This window comes from Rheinheimera tangshanensis (assembly GCF_014645135.1).
Taxonomy (GTDB): domain Bacteria; phylum Pseudomonadota; class Gammaproteobacteria; order Enterobacterales; family Alteromonadaceae; genus Pararheinheimera; species Pararheinheimera tangshanensis.
Map to the genome: position 1 here is coordinate 1 of NZ_BMLH01000002.1, position 17,913 is coordinate 17,913.

Annotated in this window: 15 protein-coding genes; 2 read left to right on the forward strand and 13 right to left on the reverse strand. The window is 43.4% G+C overall.

The features are described from left to right. Positions 1-543 precede the first annotated feature (543 nt). From IEW88_RS04605 to IEW88_RS04615, 3 genes are all read right to left on the reverse strand, one after another. Positions 544-3,420 (reverse strand): bifunctional diguanylate cyclase/phosphodiesterase, encoded by a 2,877-nt coding sequence (locus IEW88_RS04605; protein WP_147903233.1) that lies wholly within the window; start codon positions 3,418-3,420, stop codon positions 544-546. Positions 3,421-3,477: 57 nt separating this feature from the next. Beyond that, positions 3,478-5,031, reverse strand: coding sequence for a methyl-accepting chemotaxis protein (locus tag IEW88_RS04610; RefSeq protein WP_147903234.1), 1,554 nt, complete (start codon positions 5,029-5,031; stop codon positions 3,478-3,480). 170 nt (positions 5,032-5,201) lie between these two features. Then, on the reverse strand, positions 5,202-5,756 hold the full coding sequence (locus IEW88_RS04615; RefSeq protein WP_147903235.1) for a TetR/AcrR family transcriptional regulator: 555 nt from the start codon (positions 5,754-5,756) through the stop codon (positions 5,202-5,204). A 152-nt stretch (positions 5,757-5,908) separates the two neighbouring features. Here IEW88_RS04615 and IEW88_RS04620 point away from each other — a divergent pair, with 152 nt between their 5' ends. After that, entirely contained in the window at positions 5,909-6,667 is a 759-nt protein-coding gene (locus IEW88_RS04620) for an IS5 family transposase (protein ID WP_140906638.1), read from the forward strand. Positions 6,668-7,476: 809 nt separating this feature from the next. Here the strand turns inward: IEW88_RS04620 and IEW88_RS04625 are convergent. Genes IEW88_RS04625 through IEW88_RS04640 form a run of 4 tightly spaced genes read right to left on the reverse strand, consistent with a single transcriptional unit; the run spans position 7,477 to position 12,733 of the window. Then, a complete protein-coding gene (locus IEW88_RS04625) occupies positions 7,477-7,878 on the reverse strand; it encodes a hypothetical protein (protein WP_147903236.1) in 402 nt (133 codons plus the stop codon). After that, positions 7,878-9,785 (reverse strand): site-specific integrase, encoded by a 1,908-nt coding sequence (locus IEW88_RS04630; RefSeq protein ID WP_147903237.1) that lies wholly within the window; start codon positions 9,783-9,785, stop codon positions 7,878-7,880. Before IEW88_RS04630 ends, IEW88_RS04625 begins: the two co-directional genes overlap by 1 nt. A gap of 3 nt (positions 9,786-9,788) precedes the next feature. Continuing rightward, positions 9,789-11,525: a hypothetical protein gene (locus IEW88_RS04635; protein ID WP_147903238.1), complete on the reverse strand. Its 1,737-nt coding sequence runs from the start codon at positions 11,523-11,525 to the stop codon at positions 9,789-9,791. Continuing rightward, positions 11,522-12,733, reverse strand: coding sequence for a site-specific integrase (locus IEW88_RS04640; protein ID WP_147903239.1), 1,212 nt, complete (start codon positions 12,731-12,733; stop codon positions 11,522-11,524). Before IEW88_RS04640 ends, IEW88_RS04635 begins: the two co-directional genes overlap by 4 nt. A 131-nt stretch (positions 12,734-12,864) precedes the next feature. Between IEW88_RS04640 and IEW88_RS04645 the strand changes: the two genes are divergently transcribed. Next, positions 12,865-13,419: a DUF7010 family protein gene (locus IEW88_RS04645; RefSeq protein WP_147903240.1), complete on the forward strand. Its 555-nt coding sequence runs from the start codon at positions 12,865-12,867 to the stop codon at positions 13,417-13,419. A 36-nt stretch (positions 13,420-13,455) separates the two neighbouring features. On the opposite strand, the gene IEW88_RS04650 is transcribed toward IEW88_RS04645, so the two are convergent. The 6 genes from IEW88_RS04650 to IEW88_RS04675 form a co-directional block, all read right to left on the reverse strand. Next, a complete protein-coding gene (locus IEW88_RS04650) occupies positions 13,456-13,920 on the reverse strand; it encodes a DUF4920 domain-containing protein (RefSeq protein ID WP_147903241.1) in 465 nt (154 codons plus the stop codon). Between the two features lie 21 nt (positions 13,921-13,941). Continuing rightward, on the reverse strand, positions 13,942-14,235 hold the full coding sequence (locus IEW88_RS04655) for a nucleotidyltransferase family protein (protein WP_147903242.1): 294 nt from the start codon (positions 14,233-14,235) through the stop codon (positions 13,942-13,944). After that, entirely contained in the window at positions 14,228-14,656 is a 429-nt protein-coding gene (locus tag IEW88_RS04660) for a nucleotidyltransferase substrate binding protein (RefSeq protein ID WP_147903243.1), read from the reverse strand. Before IEW88_RS04660 ends, IEW88_RS04655 begins: the two co-directional genes overlap by 8 nt. 96 nt (positions 14,657-14,752) lie before the next feature. Beyond that, the gene (locus tag IEW88_RS04665; protein ID WP_147903244.1) at positions 14,753-15,880 is read right to left on the reverse strand and encodes a serine hydrolase domain-containing protein; all 1,128 of its coding nucleotides are present in this window, start codon (positions 15,878-15,880) and stop codon (positions 14,753-14,755) included. Positions 15,881-15,890: 10 nt separating this feature from the next. Beyond that, the gene (locus IEW88_RS04670; RefSeq protein ID WP_147903245.1) at positions 15,891-17,273 is read right to left on the reverse strand and encodes a M23/M56 family metallopeptidase; all 1,383 of its coding nucleotides are present in this window, start codon (positions 17,271-17,273) and stop codon (positions 15,891-15,893) included. A 1-nt stretch (position 17,274) separates the two neighbouring features. Then, a complete protein-coding gene (locus IEW88_RS04675; protein ID WP_147903246.1) occupies positions 17,275-17,673 on the reverse strand; it encodes a BlaI/MecI/CopY family transcriptional regulator in 399 nt (132 codons plus the stop codon). Between the last annotated feature and the right edge of the window lie 240 nt (positions 17,674-17,913).

A 17,913-nucleotide genomic window follows, 5' to 3' on the forward strand; every position in this document is an offset into this window, starting at 1 on the left:
CAATAAAACCATATAAGGTAGTAATACGGCTGATACCTAGCAGAAAAAACCGTATAAGGTAGTATTGCCAGCGTTCTTTACACGAAAGTCATCGTTGTTGGTGAACGTTTGCTCTATTTTTGTAGATATTGAGGTTATTGGCGAGGCGCAAGTGCTGGCTTTGTGATTAATTGCATTTAATTTACCACCTTATTGCAATCTGTCCGTACCACATGCTGTAAATTAATCGCACCACCACTTTGATGGAAAGTACCACTTCGTCGAATCTCGGCTTTGTGCCAAAAGCGGAAATTCACTGAGATTCGATTAAATCGGCGCTTTTCACTGAAAGCGGAGATTTCAGGACATTAGATGTACCTCTCGAATACTTAGAGGCAACAGCGCATTACCAATAAAAGTTAACAATGCGAGGACTATTCATCGTACCTTTTAAGATATCACCGGTTTTTAGACTGAATCTAATTATATACGTTAATCAATGTTAACGTGCCGTCCTTAAAAAGGTGCGTTTCTATAGAATTATGCGTTAACTTGCTTTTTTAACTAGCATCCATTCCGCAACTGGTCTGCTGGCATCGGTCTGCCAAGTAAATAGCCCTGAAATGACTGGCAACCAGATTTAATTAAGAATTCCAGTTGCTCCTCTGTTTCAACACCTTCAGCGACGACTTCTAACTTCAAAGTTGAAGCCAGTGATAATATCGTAGCGACTACTGCAGCATCTTCCTGAGAGTTGATCATGTTCTCAACAAATGAGCGGTCAATTTTCAGCGTATCTATAGGCAGTTTAGTCAGATAGTTGAGTGATGAATAACCAGTACCAAAATCATCAAGTGAGAAGCGAATTCCTAGTGTACGCAGTTCTTTCATGGCTTTAATGGTTTCATCTACATTCACCTGCAACATACTTTCCGTTATTTCCAGCTTTAATCGGTATGGATTAGCCCCATGTTCTTTCAACGTCATTTTTACTGTTTCAACGAAGTTTGGCTGTTGCAATTGTCTTGCGCTTACGTTGACTGCGACAGTCCAGGCTGAGCGGCATTCATCTAGCGACCACCTAAAAAGCTGCTTACATGCAGTGTGCAATACCCAATTTCCAATATCTAAAATGAGATTGGATTGTTCAGCCAAAGGTATAAACTGTGCAGGAGATACCATTCCTAATGTCTTACTGTTCCAACGGATTAATGCCTCACTACCTACAGTGGTTTTATTCTTGTTATAAATAGGCTGATAGAAGAGCATAAACTCGTGTTGATGAGTTGCAAGGCTCAGTTCTCGAAGCATTTCATTGCGTTTGTTTAGTTCAGCTTGTAATTCAGGGTCGAAGAAACTGACCTGATTTTTACCGTGAGCTTTTGACTGATACATAGCAATATCAGCTTGTTTTAAAAATTCAGAAGCGTCATGTTCAGAGCAATCGAATAAGGCGACACCTATACTTGGGGTAATATTCAGGCTTTGACCATCGAGAAGATAAGGTTCAGATAACGCAGCTCGAATTTGTTCTGCTTGTGCTGCTACTTTGATTGAGGCGTTTGATTTAGTCTGTTCAACACCAGTCATTAAAAGAACAAATTCATCACCACCTAGCCTCGCTGCTGTCTGAGTTAATCCTGTTTGTTGTTGCAGTCGTGAACCAACCTGTTTTAACAACTCGTCACCGGCAGTATGACCTAACGAATCATTTATATCTTTGAAGTTATCAAGGTCGATGAGCAGTAATGCATTTATAGCAGGAGTAAGGCTACTAGCATTACTAAATATTTTCTCCAGTTTTTCTTTTAATAAGCGCCTGTTTGGTAACGAAGTCAACTCGTCGTAATACGCGAGTCGTTGCGCTTCCTGCTCGGCAAATTTACGTTCCGTGATATCAGCTCTGATCGCGATATAGTGAGTTGGCTTCCCGTTTTTATCTACATACGGGACTATAGTCGTGTTCACCCAATACAATGAACCGTCTTTTGCTTTATTGCATATTTCGCCATGCCAAATTTTTCCTGTGGCTATAGTTTTCCACATTTGCTTAAAAAAGCACGGAGGATGCACTTTTGAGTTAATTAACTGGTGCGTATTACCAACCAGTTCATCTCTTGAATATTGAGAAATCTCACAAAACTTACTATTAACTGACGTAATAACGCCTTTAGCATCGGTAAACGCAACAATGGCATGTTCATCCAGTGCTTTACGGAGTTTTTCAGTTTCCTGCAACGCTGCCAATTTTATTCGTTCAGCAGTTTCCTTCTCTGTTGTATCAACAACTAAGCAAAGTAAAGTTTCTATTTTATCTTCAGTATTTTTTTCGGGCACCATAATCACTTGGCGGTGGACTGTGGTGCCATTTGAGTAGGTGTATTCGAATTGAAACTCAACTTTATGGCCTGATAGCGTTTGCTCAAGGTGTGTCAGCATCAGCTCTAACACTTCTTTAGGTAACGAATCTCGAATGTTTCGCCCTATTTGAGGTGTATCAAAGATGTGTGACATACTCTGCATATATGGATTGATATATAGATAGTTGAATGAACTATCAAACCGCATAATCCCCAAAGGAATATTGGATAAAATAGCATTCAGTTCTGCATCTTTTTTATGGATTTTTGCTTCGGCCAATCTTGCTAACTGATAGGGACGCTTGAGCTCAGTCCAGTAAATTGCTCTGTAAATGAATACAGCTGAAAGTATTTTAAATAAGTGCCCGATAAGAAGACTGTAGTCTGATGGGGTAGCATAGTTTGTGAGTGTTAATGCGCAAAGCGCCATTGCGTAACATGAGCCAGCGAAATATAAATACTGCCCACGATGACTATGCTTGTATTGCTGAAGAAAAATTAATGCCAACACTGAATTGCCAATAAAAAGGACATATTCAAAGTTTGTCTTAAACTGAGTAACTCCAGTTCCTGGTATAAAAGTGGCTGGAAAACTATCTAAGTGATAAAGCCCTACGTAGCAGATAACAGCGGCAAGTAGCATTGCAGCCGATAGCCATATTAATTTATGACCATGCAGCTTGAAGTGAAAGGAGATTGCTACCATTGCCATTAATTCTAGTGTCCTTGATGACAGCCAGAAAAAAATCGCTTTTTCGGTGGAGCTTTCTGTTATGAATATCGGCATACCTTGGTATGACAGCGAATGGATGTAATCAAGCAATGCAATCGTTGTGAAACTAAAGACAATAGTATTGGTAAAGCGACTTTTGGTTTCGTCCACCCGTTGAAACAAGATGGCGACAATTGAGACCGACACAAAAATGGAGGCAAGCTCCAATGTCAGATGAGTCAGCCATAAATGATCAGTATCTAAACGGCCAAAATGGTCGGGCCAAGCAGAGACTGATACAAGCGCAAGGCTTAAGGTCACTAGCAAAAAAAGTGGCAATGGCACACTGCTGAACAGCCCCGATCTCATCAAATGACCTCTATCTCGAATGCTCCGATTAAATGATTTTTTGGTTTTGCTAAGCTGCTAGCGTTTAAAACGCACCACCAGTTCGTGCAATTCATCCGCTGTGGTTTTTAGCAAAGTAATAGAGTCAGAAGTATGATTGGCACTGTCTGAGCTTGTGCTTGCTAAATCAGAGATGTTCACCACTTGTCTATTAATATCATCAGCCACATGAGCCTGCTCCTCCACTGCGGCAGCCATTTGGGTCGACATGTGTGCTATTTGTTCTACTGCGTCCGAGATACCATTAAGCATCTTGCCACTCTCTAACACCTTTAACAGGCCTTCATCTGCTGCTTGCGTACCTAAGTTTGCAGTATCTACTGCATTTTGAGCCTTAGACGTTAGTTGCTGTACAATAGAGTAGATTTCACGAGTGGATTCCTGAGTTCGTTTAGCAAGGTTACGTACTTCATCGGCGACTACGGCAAACCCTCGGCCTTGCTCACCAGCTCTTGCGGCCTCTATGGCTGCATTAAGCGCTAGTAAGTTGGTTTGATCTGCAATTTGTTCGATGATTTGAGCCGCTTGGGCAATTAGACTGGTTTGCTCTGATACTTCCGCTACTGATGTACTGATATCCGATACCGTATCTCTGAGCTTTTGAATGGATTGGCGCGTGACTTCGGCCACTTCATTGCCTTTGACAGCCAAATCATTGGCAATATCTGCGTGACTGGCAGTGTCAGACACATGCTTAGATACCTCCGCTATGGTCGTGGTCATTTCATTCATCGCTGTTGCTACTTGAAATGTTTCTGCTTGTTGCCTTTCTATCTCGCTGCAGGTTTTCAGCGTGAGTTGATAGCCTTGTTCTGACTCTTTTGCCACATTAAGCGCCGCATTTTCGATACGGGTAATTATTGTTCCTAGATGTGCAGCCTGGCTTAACATTGCAACTTTTAGCATGCCCAGTGTGCCAAGAGAGTCTGTATATGTTTGTGCTGCTAGTTCATGTGAAAAGCTACTTGCCAACATTTCATTTAGCGATTGGAGCGTGCGTTGATTTTTTAGCGATACCAACACGGCATAAATTAAAACAGAAGGCACAAGTAGTAATTCAGATAACGTTTGAAAGCCCACTAAAAATAGAATCAAGCACAGCACCAGTGCACTGATAAGTACCCAGTTCGTTTTCGATATCAAAGGAGCTTTGGCTAATGGTTTTCCGGCATTAATCTTTGCATAAAGCGCTTCTGCTCTGACAACGTCTTCGCGCTTAGGGCAAGAGCGTACCGATTCATAACCTACAACCCTGCCTTTTTCAGTGACCGGTGTGACATAAGCATCTACCCAATAATAATCACCATTTTTACAACGATTCTTGACCAAGCCCATCCATGGTTTTCCGGCTTTGAGGTGAGTCCACATCACTTCAAATGCCGCCGCTGGCATTTCTGGGTGCCGGACAAGATTATGTGGTTTACCAATCAGCTCATTTTTTTCATAACCGCTGACCTCAACAAACGCATCATTGCATTCCACAATAGTGCCTTTTGTGTCAGTCACAGAAATTAATTTCGTCGAAATAGGAAAGGTTCTTTCGTTTCTGGTGATAGGCTGGTTATTTCGCATAGATACTCCTTGTATGACACTGCGCTGAATAACCATAGTCTAATATTGATTAGGTAGGTGCTGCTAATTAAATTTGAGTATTTTTAAGCCAAAAATGAAGATTTACAAATACTGTTTCATGTAGAGGTAATTTGTTGTTTTTTATGTACTTTAAAAGTGAAATCAGTGTGTCAGAAAAGCAGTTTACTAATGAGTGACTCTAAGTAGACTGAATATTCCTCGTAATTAAAAGGTGAATTCGCGATGCCCATTATTGGAACGAGGCCGTTAATTATGCTCGTGATTGTCAACAAGGCATAAATAGTTTGAGATTGCTTTTCAGTTCCTTCGTTGCCTGAGAGCCGAAGATGCACCTCTACAGGCATTTTATAGAGCTGTGCGAGGTGCATTGCTATATTCGTGTTTCCTAATGCATTGCTCCATATAAAAATCATGATTTTAACGAGTTTAGGGCTTCGAGCGTCCTCTAGCAGAAATCTCAGGAATTTTTTCGAGATCAGCTCTCCTTTGTTTTTTCCCGATTCAAAGTCGAAGTTTGAAGTAGATGTGTATCTAAGGATCAGTCGTTCAACGACTGACTCCACCAAATCCTCACGTTTTGGATAGTAATAAGTGACATTACCCTGTGATATCCCCAATGCTTTGGCGACCTTAGCCACCGAGAAATGCAAAGGGTCTCCGGTCTCAATCAGATTTATCGCAGCGTCAATAATACGCTCTTTCATTTAGAAGCAGTCCATCAGCAGATAAAACATTTTCAGTTGACAAGTTTAGCATTCTAGAGGCTGTTGATCTTTGAGCAAAAAACAAGCGGCATAGCAACAAGGTATAATGGTTTCGCCAAAAATCAAAAATACCACCGAGAACGGACGTTGCTATGCCACGAACAATGTTAACAGATAAAGCTTGGGAAACCCTAAAGCAAATCCTTAAAGAAACAGGACGTGTTTACAATAAATATGAACACCGAGATACGTTAGAAGGCATACTTTATCGAATGCGAACCGGTATTCAATGGCGCGATTTACCTGAAAAATTTGGTCGTTGGAACTCTGTATTTCGGCGATTTAATCTTTGGTCAAAAAAAGGGGTGTTAAGAGAACTGTTTCAACGCATATCTTCCGATAATGACCCTGAATGGTTGTTTATTGATGGGAGCATTGTAAAAGCGCATCAAGACAGTAGCGGGGCAGCCAGTCGTTCAGATGAAGCGATAGGAAAAAGTCGCGGAGGCAGTTCTACAAAAATCCATCTCGCAGTAGATAGCGGTGGACTTCCTGTTTATTTTGAAATATCAGGTGGACAGGTAAATGACATAATTCATGCTCAAAGCCTGATATCTGAGGCACCAAAGTCATACTACGTTACTGCTGATAAAGGCTATGACAGTAATCAACTAAGAACCTTTATTAAGACAAATGGCGGCGTTGCGAATATTCCCAGAAGAGAGAACAGTAAAATAGGGAATGTTCATATGGATTGGTGCCTCTATAAGTATCGCCACTTGGTTGAGAACGCTTTTTTAAAAATCAAGAGATTCAGAGGTATAGCTACACGCTACGACAAATTGGCTAGAAACTATGCCAGCAATGTTGCGTTAGCCTTTGTGATGATGTGGTTGCCAATGCATTGCTGAGGAAAAGATTGTGGGAGCCTCAACAGTGCTTGGCTCTAAAAAGAGAAAAACACTGTTATTCGCTTTTTTATACGCTCCCAAACACCCCAAAAACAAAAAATTGGTCATCCACGGATGACGAGATTTGGACACTTTAAAATGACTACCGTTATAACTGTAATATATACCAAGGTAGGATTTTCGACCTTTTTCAAAATGACTACCGTTACAAAGGGTACTTTATCTTAGGCCACCAAAAAATAGTCATCAGACATGCCGATGAGAATGTGTGCAAAATATATACAAAGATCAACAGGCTCTAGACTTTTTAGTTCATTTTTTTACTGATCTCAGTCAATACGTCTCGTATTCATTAATGTGGTCTGAATGGCTCGGTAAAGTGAGAGGACTAAAAAGTGAAGATACCCCACCAAGACAAAAATATGGTCACAGAGGCTTCGGCTATAAAGTGTGCGCCGGATTTAAGAAAGTAATAGCATAGACATGGATTTCGAAGAAGCGCCTCTTATCTTTGTATTTCTAGGTTCCTGCTAAATCGAACGTCTGTAATTAAGGCAAAGCAGAGATTCGTTTTTCACGAGCGGCCTGATCTGAATAGCTGCTTTTCGCTCATAGCTGACGGTCAATTCATTGGATCATTGCTGAAACTGGTGGTTATGTGAAAAAGCAACTGGCGGTAAATAGCCAGTGATCTTAGTGGTAAATTAGGGGGTGTTTTGCAGCTATGGCTTATCAGATAACACTTTCCACATTTACTTGAGAGCCTACTTGTGTCGGTGGTTTATTTGAATTGCACTATTCAAACCATTTTATTCGGAGAACTGCACCACGTTAGATGGCTGTATTCGTGTTGCTGTTTTATGGCGATGCAGCTCCCATGTTAGCTGTGCCACTGATGTTGCCATAACAGACAACTCCTTTTTCAGTTGTTCATTTTCGTCCTGCAAGCGCTTATTACGGTCTATAAGTTCGTCGTATTTATTCCTCTCTACCTGTTTTTTATCTGTACGTGCCGCAGACTTCTTTGCTAGCTCAGGGTTGGGGTGGTATCGCTCTTTCTCTAACATCACCATTTCGAGTATGGCTGGGTGATTTTTACACGACCCATTGCCCACACCAGCTCTTTTTTCAACTGCAAACGGACTGATTTTTTTACCTTCTCTTTTAAGTTCTTCGAAGGCGTTAAGCAGCTTGGTTCTCACATCTGTCATTACAATGCTCCCAAGTTGAACCGTTCAAATGCTATGTTATGGTCACGCATGACCTTCTCCGCAGATCGGATGTCTGTAAGCTCTCTAGCTAGAGTGTTTTGGTTATAAAACCCCATCTCTTTCATTTGCTGAATTTTATGACCGATACGCTTGTGCCTTTCTTGCCAACGAAGGGCTTCGTCATGGTTGATATTGAGGTTTTCACAATCTCGCCCTACGCAACTGGAAGGCTCAAATAAATGATTCATACTGCACTTAAAGCCAGCAAAGCATCGGCCAAAGCCCGTTGATTTATTTGCCCCTTTGGTTTCCTTGACAAGCTGTTCGAATTGTCTGTCGGTTAATACCTTTGGGTTGCCCTCGAACGCCTTCATAAACCCACCAGATTGCGCTTCTGGATGGTCGAACATATCTCGCAAATACGTTTTGTGGCTTTCCATTTCAGCATCTTCCACTAATTTTTTCACATTAGCTGGATTCACTATCCCTAATAGCGTCAACACCTCAGCATGACTGGAATAAATCGCAGTCATGGCGAGGCTGATATGCTTAAACTGATGCTTCAACGCAGCGAGCGTTACCAATCCATTTCCTACCACAAAGTGAGCGAAGGTGCGTCTCAATGAATGCGCTGAAAAATGCCAATAAAACGAGCCATCTGCTCGTGATTTAACAGGACTGTATCGATCAGATATAACAGGATTAAGCAAACGGTACACTTCATCCATCTCATCGGGTACATAGGTAATATCAAGGTGTTTTGAATAGTTAGTAAAAACGCCCCTAATATTGCATAAATTAAGAACAATATCGGCAGTTTGGCTACTAATGTTCTCTCCATGCCTGCCAGCATCGAAGCTAAAACGCGGTGAGCTGTGAATATCGCCCTTGACGGAGCGATAGTCATCATTTAACTCGGTTAAGATGGCGAGCGCCTTTTTACAGATAGGAGCGCAAGCCCACACATCTTCTCGGGGCAATTTTTCTAACTTACGAGTCCATGATCGCAGTGTACATAACGTAACGCCATCAAGGTTAACCTCTTTGTAAGAGGTCGAGTCGATTTGTGTTAACTCGCTGATGCGCATCCCTGTAAAGGCCGATAATGTGAAAAAGCAAGAGCCCTCTATCGTTTTGAATTCATGAAAAGCTTGCCACTCAGTCATTTGATATTTTTTAGCATAAGTCTTTACGTCGCGCAGGTCTTTGAGCTTGCTGTAAGCCTCATCAACGTCCTTCACCAAGCGCCCCATTAATTGTTCGTAAATTACGGGAATAACAGTTGGGTAGTGGCCAATACTTGAGCTGGAAAACTGCTTTGCGAATTGCTTTAAGGTTTTTCCTTCGGGAATGCCAAGCCAAAAGTGCCGCTTTTCTGGAAAGTGCTGGTTGACATGAGTGAGAGCGCTCAGGGATTTCAACAGAGACCATATTGTTCCTTCAGGGCTCGCTTTTTGCTCATGAAATAATTGACTCAAAACCAGCTCATTACGGAGTAAAGCCAAAGAACTTACTGATGTACCTTTAAGTGCCCTCAACGCATAATTTGCTGATTTTGCTACATCTACACAATAGCTTAATTTTCGGAAAGTATTGCCTTCCATATGAAGTAAATCGCCCTTTGCACCCCAAATTAAAAAGTAAACGCGCTGCTTAAGTTCAATCAGCAATTCAGGTTGGTGCTTTTCAGGATGGAAATTTATCTGATATCTTGATTTGATCTCTCTCGTGACGTTAAAAAACGCATTGAAATCCCATGTATCATCACGGAAATAGGAAACAGGCTTGCCGACTTTATCGACACTAACTACCGTATTGTCATCAGGCATGACGAACTCGCCCGATGCACTTGATGGAGGTAGTGCGTGCTGTGAAAACTTTTGGGTATCGTGGCTAACATTGAACATCGCTTACCCTCTGAATATATCTATGATTGAGCTTTCATCCCATAGCGGGTGACACTCTCGCTCCAAAAGCTTCATTGCCGCACTCAAGTGAGATTTATTGAAGCGAGCCTTAAGTGCATTCAACTGGGCTTTAGTTTCACCAAAGTTGGTGATGAAGTGCTCTATATTCTTATGCGCGAGCATCGCTTCATTCAGCCGTTTCTCGAATGAGAGCAGCCGCCAGATGTCATGTGGGTCATCGACTACCCCAAAGTTCTTGCAAATAAAGCATTTCACAACAAAACCGCACCCTAAGTCACCCTTATCCTCATCAGAAAGAACACTACTTTTCTCGACGCATTTTTGGAATTCTTGTTTCTGCGGAGTCTCTGCGCCCTTACAAAAACCACCGTTTAAGTTCTTCACAACGCGATGTTCAGGGTCGCTTTCTTGTAAAGCTTTCCATTCTTCCTGTGAAATGACAGCACCTACTGCTAATTTAGCCTTGGCCACTGCGACAACCGTTCCGCCAGTTGGATTTTGACCTACATGGTGTAAAGCACTTAAACCAAGCGCCAGTTGACTTCTCGCCTCGTCCACAGAGACTTTTCCATACTTGGCGCTGTCATACGTCCCTGGTGCATTACGAGTATTAGTTGCGGCATTGCTTCGTCCTAACCTCTGCTCCGCATACTGCTTAATGGAGGACTTTAAAAGATTACTACTCAGACGAAAATCAGGATTCTGGCTAATCAGGTCTTGAATCCGTTTTGAGTTTTTCGGCAGATAGCTTTTAGCATAAGCGTGCAGGTTAATATTTGATGGAACACAGCCATCTGCCTTTCTAAACAGAAAATGCTTATCCAGACCCAGCGAGAGAGAGTGCGCTTTTGAGAACGCAAGATGTGATTCAAAAAAGCTCTTGCAGGAGGCTCTTGGTGTAAATGAGCGTAGCTCAACGCTGTTTACTCGGGTTTTGAACCCTTCGATGCTGATACGACCTGCACCAGACTTTTTACAGACCCACTCATCGTCCAAGAACATGCTCAGTGTTTCGGTTTCCCCTGCCCCTAGATAGTAGATGGTCAAATACACGGCATTAAAAACCAGTCTATCAAACGCAAGCCTTCTTTGAGTTAACGACATTGACTCATCGAGATAACGTTTTAATAAGGCTTTTCGGTCAGCCAGCAAAGCAAAGGCGAGTGAGCGTAGTTGCGTTGCTGTGTAGTTATCAGAGCCTAGTATGGCTGAGCAGGTTGCAAGATTGCGAACAGGTCTTGGGATTGCGCCAAAGCCAAATTTGCTACAGATGGAGGATAAGTTCGAACCAAGGTAGCCTAACGTTTTTGCCTTCACAGGTTTGCCGTTTAACCCCTTACCCGTGCTAGCCATCAATAAATAAATCGCGCGGATATACTGAGTACAAGTATCAGTGGAAAATTCAACCTTTTGCTTGCTTCCTTGGGCATTAAACGCATGTCGCAACACACTTCGGATATGACTAAATTGGCCATACTTTGTAGGTTCGCGCCACCCCGACTGCTCAAATTTAGAAATTAGCAAACGAATATGTTCATCTGTGGAGTATGCCTTCAATTCTTTAAAGTCAACTGCATTCATCTCACCATTGCTATTTTTCCAAACATACTTCCACTTGGTAATTGTCGTAAGTGTATTATCCGTAACCATTTCAGCTGTAGGTGTTGAGCGGTATACACGAACGCTTTCCTTGCTCTTAGTGGTAAAGGTATCTGTCACGATAGTGTTTCATCCTCTAGCAAGCTCATGGTAAGTTCAGGCACCTGATTTTTTTCAGGATTGCCCTCGTAGTGCTTTAGATACAACATTGTTGTATCTAAGTCCTTATGCCCCATTTCGTTCTTGAGCATTGTTAACGCTTGCATCATCGACAGTTCTTTAATTGTTACTAACGACTCAAGCTTGTAAGCCCCAAACGTGGCTCTGCAGTCATGCTCTTTATGCTTAAAGTGCGGATTACTGTTTTCCTGTATGGCTGATCTCAGCTTAGCCCACTGCGTATTGATGCTTTGCGTGGTGAACATGTTACCATCTTTATTGATAAAAGCTGGAGCGTCCAAGTTACCTGTATTCATGAAGTACAACTGTTTTCTTTTCAGATAGCGAGCGCTCTGATGGTACTCATTCATCTGTTGCATCAGCCAAATAGGCATGGATATTTGACGGTTAATATCGTATTTAGTCTTACATTCATGAGCTGGTCCAATCCAAATGCCAGTGAGAACCCTGCCAGTAAATCCTTTTGGAATAACGAAATGTTTTGGCTTTATATCGGTTATTTCAATAGAGCGCAGACCTGAGCAAAGGGCAACGGATATCATTAAACGAAACTCCAGGGACAAACCATTGCAGTACCAATTGTCTCGAACATGCTTTAGGTCGAGGTCGTTTAATGGTTGTAAATTTGTGTCTCTTGACTCACTGCGGATAGAGCAATCGGTAAGGACTTGGCCGTACTTTGTTCTGCCAGTCACCGTAAAAGGCAAAGTTGAAATGTAGCCATGCCTAAAGCAGAAAAGGTAAAACCGTCTTACAACTGACATAGCAGCGACAGCCACAGAACGCTTTAAGTTTCCTTTTTCTATTTCACGATTTAAAAAGGCACGATAAAGAAAGATTGGGTAGCGCTGTAATTCTTTGGATTGGTCATACCAAGATAGATGATTGGCTTGCAGGAATCGGTAATAACGTAACAGATGAAAGCATGTGGGTTTTATATCCTTAGTGCCTTCTACAATACGGCGGCTCATTATATAGGCGTTAGGCTCATAAACAGGCTTTCCTTCACTGGTAAACAGCATGAGAACACCTTTAAATGACATTGGTTTGTTCACACTGAACGAGATTGGCTCTTGCTCGGTATCAATATAAACAGAACCGATGTCGATAGTGTCTTCTGTCTCAATGAGGTGATAGAAATGTTCCATTCCAAAAAGGCCTGTAGTAATCTAATTTTTAATATAGATGTCAATCTAATAATGTCAAATAAGTAAGTTTTAGTGTCAATCTAATTATAACTAATAAGTCTTTTAGTAGAATGTAAACAAAGGAGTGTGTGATGGAATTCACTTTAAGTCAGTTGCGGCAAAGTTTTGAACAAAGAACAAACCGCTCTATGTCGATGCCGCTGGCGGGCACTGTATTCTGGTCTGTGGTGCTGGGGCTGAGTTTTGTTTTACCTTTTAACAGCGCTTTGCTGGTGATGTTATTTGGTTCTGGCTGTATTTTTCCGCTGGCGTTGTTATTTGCCAAATGGCGCAATGAAGACTTTTTTATGAAAGGTCATGCTTTGGGCAAGTTGATGCTGACGGGTGTGATTATGGCCAACTCACTCTGGGTTTTGCATATCATTCTGCTGTTTGTTCAGCCGAAACTGGTGCCTTACAGTCTGGCTCTGGGTTTAGCTATTCACTGGCCTTTATACGGCTGGATTATTCAACACAGCTTAGGTTTGCAGCATTTATTGATGCGTGCTTTTGGCCTTTTTGCCGCTTTTATGTGGCTACCACTGAATTCTATTGCGGCCGCAGCTTTAGTCACTGTGATTTGTTATCTGATCACCTTGATACAAATGCAGCGCCGTGTGGTGGACGCCGGAAGTCCTGCCTTGTAATTTGTGCGGGCGACCATCAAGGTCGCCGTTGCAATTTTAATCAGCAATTTCCACTGCAACAGGCACCAACTGATACAAAGTGATGGCTTCAGTCACGTTGGCTGGGTCAAAAGCTTCGCCTTGCTCTTCGGCTTTATGCGCCAGATACTCACGGGTTGATTCTAAATCCATCTCAATCGGATCCAGCCTGCCACTGGCATAAGCCGTTTTGCCCTTGGCGCTGACTGGAAACACCATATCGCCGTCCTTCACTTTGATACGAAAAGTCGGTTGATTGGCATCAGCGGCGAATTGCATCCAGCAACCTTTTTTCTGACAGACGGCTTCTACAGTGCCTTTAACCGTCACTTGCTGCTGCAGATAACTTTGTGGTTTTGCCAGAATGTCAGCAACCTCGACCAGTTTAGTTTTATCGACAGTACCACCAAAAGTGCTGGCGGAAGTACTAAAGATAAGCAGTGTCAGTGTGGTGCTCAAAAACAGCTTTTGTAGTAATTTCATCATTCACCTTGTTAAGCTTATTTATTGAATAACCTGATAATTTTTCAGGATTAGCTGTTGAAACTCGGCCGAAATATCATGCCAGTCCACCAGATCGACCTTAAAAGGTAAGTCGGATTCCTCCAGCGCATCCTGCAGTTTAAATAGTTGTTGTGGCGGCAAAATCTGCTTCGCTACGAGGGCTAAGTCTAAATCAGACCATGCTTTGGCCGTACCTTTGACTCTGGAACCAAAAGCCCAAACCTTAACATCAGGTACATGGCTGCTGAGCAGGTGCCGCAACAAAGACAACTGATCATCCGACAGATTAAGCATTACGTTGCTGCAACCTCTGTAGTACAGATAAAGCCTGAGCCTCAAAATTCAAAGCGGCTTGATACACAACTGATGCTTTGTCCTGATCATAAGTGTGAGACGTGATATTGCGTTGCCGCCTGAATTCAAACCAGAGTTCAGGGTCGTCCAACAAACCTTTTTCCATGGCGGTACGAATCAAATCCCGAAAAGAATACTGGTCTATATCACTTAAAGCCGCTGCGTCCTGCTCCAGTTGGCGTTTGATCATTTTGACGCACAGCTCATAACAAAACTCAAAATTCTGGATCACACCAGCCACTACCAGACGTTTTTGGCTGTCAGATAAGCCAGCAATAAAACTCTGATTTTTGCTGTCCTGCACTGCTTCAGACAAGGACTTGCAAGCCAAAGCTAAAGCGGATAAATCCAGAATTTCCATAACAGTCTCGCCTGAGTCAATATAAAAGCATTACAGCAGCTGCACCCTGTTTTGGCAATATTGCTGATAATAGGTGTCTCAGTCTCTGAGTTCAACCTAAGTACTTAACACCTGCTGCCAGAACCATTTGGCTAAATCGCCTGTGATATCCGCTTCCGCATTGGTCAGCAGTACTAAACCTATGTCCTGCTCTGGTGAATAAGCGATATAAGGCCGGAACCCGTCCACCACACCACCGTGATAAAACAGTTTGTGCTCATCGTATTGGATCACCCGCCAGCCGCGGCCATACCAATTCGATACCTGTTTGTACTGTTGCCAGACCGGCCAACGGGATTTGCCGCGTAATTTCACCATAGGCTGTTGCAACTGAGCCAAAGCTTCTGCGCTGAATACACCAGGCTTATGACCCAACATGGCTATCAGGTATTTGGCCATATCATTAGCGCTGGCATTCACGCCAGCGGCCGGATTGACCCAATAAAAGTTCGGGTCAATTTTGACCGGACGCCAGCCTTTGCCCCCTCTTTTATGCGGCATAGCTTTGTTTTCAGTGGCTAAAAAGGGTGCATAACCGACAGAAGCTGTGCTCATCTGCAAAGGTTTAAAAATACGCTCTGGCAGTAATTCTTCGTAGCTTTGGCCTGTGCCGCGGCTTAATACCTGATCCAGCAACGCAAACACAATATTCTGATAGCTGTAGCAGGTGCCGGGTTTACAGCCCGGCGAGAGCTGTTGAAATTTTGGCAGAATTTGTTCTGGTGTTTGTTTATCTTCCAGCAGGTTTTCATAAGCATGGGGCATTAACCCTGTGCTTTGGCTAAGTACCTGATCGACTTTAATTTGCCTGGTGGCAGTGGCTGTTTTTAATTTAAATTCAGGCACATAGTTAATCAGTGGCAAATCTAAGTTCACTTTGCCCTGCTGTGCGGCCAAGACGCTAATGCCTCCGGTAAAAGTTTTGGAGACTGAGGCGAGGCGAAATACGGTGTCTGCATCAATTTTTTCCGGCTTGCCCATAGCACGTACACCATAACTGCCAGTGGCAATAATCTGGTTACCTCGCACTACGGCATAAGCACCGCCTGGCACTTTGGCTTTGTTTAGCTGCACCCTAAACTGCAAATCCAGCCCTTGCAGCAGTTCGCTTTGTTGAATTTGCGCTGAGGTTGAGAGCGCGCAGAGCAACAGGCTGCATAAGGTGGTTTTTATCAATAATTTCATTCGCTTGCCTTTACAACTTTAAAAAAGGGGCTGGGTCTTGCTGTTTGCCGTCGATCAGCAATTCAAAATGTAAATGAGGTCCTGTCACCCGGCCCGTTGAACCCACTTTGCCTATAGGCTGGCCCGGCTCAACGGTCTGACCTGCTTCGACATAAAAACCGTCCAGATGGGCATACAGGGTTTGATAGCCATGGCCATGGTCAATCAACACGGCTTTGCCATATCTGTCGTTCAGGCTTTTGGCGTCAGCTATCAGCACTTTGCCTTTTTGCGCTGCTTTGACCGTAGCGCCTCGTTTGGCACCAAAATCCAGCCCCTGGTGTGGACGGTTTTTGCGAAACGGGTGTTTTTCACCATAAAAAGAGTTGATAGGCACTTTGCCAACAGGTAATTGCCATTCTTGCGGCGGCGAGCTGAAGCTAAGCTGAGCACAACCCACATTCAGCAGCAAAGCCGTGCTGCATAACAGTGTTGTGGCGCGCCATTTTTGCCAGTACGACAACGCTGGCGTGGGCTGAAATAACTGCTGTAATCGTTGCTGATAAAAGCTTTGGCTGGCATTGCTTTGGATAAAACCCGGCATCAGAGCAGGCATTTGCTCTGCCTGACTTTGTTTCAGGCTGCAGAGCAAGGTTTGGCCATACAGCAGCGCTTGGTCTGGCTGCTGTTGCAGCACGGCTTTGTCCACCGCCAATTCCATACTGCGAATAAAAGCCTGTTCAATCCGCCGCAATACAGGGTTAAACCAGCATAAAGCCACCAGAATGCGAATCAGCAATAGCTGTTGTGGGTCCCGTCTTTGCAGATGCACCAGTTCATGTTCGATCAATAACTGACGCTGCTGTTCTGACATCGCTGATATGTAAGCAGGCAAGATTAAAACCATGCGGCTCCAGCCGGCAACAAAAGGCGAAATAGCGGCCTGAGTCAGACGAATTTCAAACTCTGCTGGTACAAGTTGGAGTTGGGTATTATTCAGCAGCAACGCCTTGTCTAAGGGCTGTGATTGCTGGATCAACCGCTGTACCTGCTGCCATTGTTTCACCACACGCCACAGCGATAGCAGGCTGATGATGGCTATCAGCCCCAAAGTCAGACGCCAGTAAAAAGCTGGATCTGTGGGCGGCTCTGTTAACGACGGATGCAGCGGCTGCGCTGTTAATGCCTGCACTGAGGTGACAGTATCAAGCAGCAACACCGAAGGTACAGTCCAGTACTGATACAGCTGTGGCATAGGCAATAAAGGTAAAAAACTCAACGCCAGTAAACACCAATACAAAGCAGGCCAATGCTGCAAGGCGCTGAATTTATTCAGCAAAAACTGACTAAAAACCCAAAGTAAGCCAGACCAAAGACTACAAAGCAGCAAGGATAACAGCAACTGTTCAGCCATCTTAAGCCTCCCCGTTGTTGATTGGCTTCTTGTGCTGCTGCGCTAAATCCGCCAGTAGCTTTTCCAAATCAGCCATTTCATCGGCGTTCACCAGTTTGCTGTTGGCAAACATGGCGACAGGCAAAGGGCCATTCAGTTCAAACACCCGGCGGGCAAAATCCTGCGCAAAAGCCGCTAGCGTTGGCATTTTGTCCAACAGCGCTTTGTAGCTGTTTTTATTGCCCAAAGTTTCGCAAGCGACAAAACCTTTTTCTCCCATCCGCTCCAGAGTTTTACGGGTAGAGGAATAACCCCAGCCCAACACAGGCTCCAGCTCGTCATGCAACTCGCGCGCAGTAAGAGGTTGTTTTAACCACAATAATTTAAGAATTTCCAGCTCAGGAGCCGTAGGTTGGTGCATAAAATTGAGTCTGTGATTTCACTATGCTTTTAGAGTGCGACAAATGTCACACCAAGGTCAAGCAAAATCTGCGACATTTGTCGCGGAGGCGAGGTGTTTGTTTGGGATTGTGCTGTAGGGTGTGACTTTTATGGTCGCCCGTGTAGCAATTAAAAATTTGAAAAAATCGGTAATCCTTTAACTGGGTTGCATTGCTTTTAGAAACAGCCGTTGCTATGTTGGTTCTGACATAACAAAAAG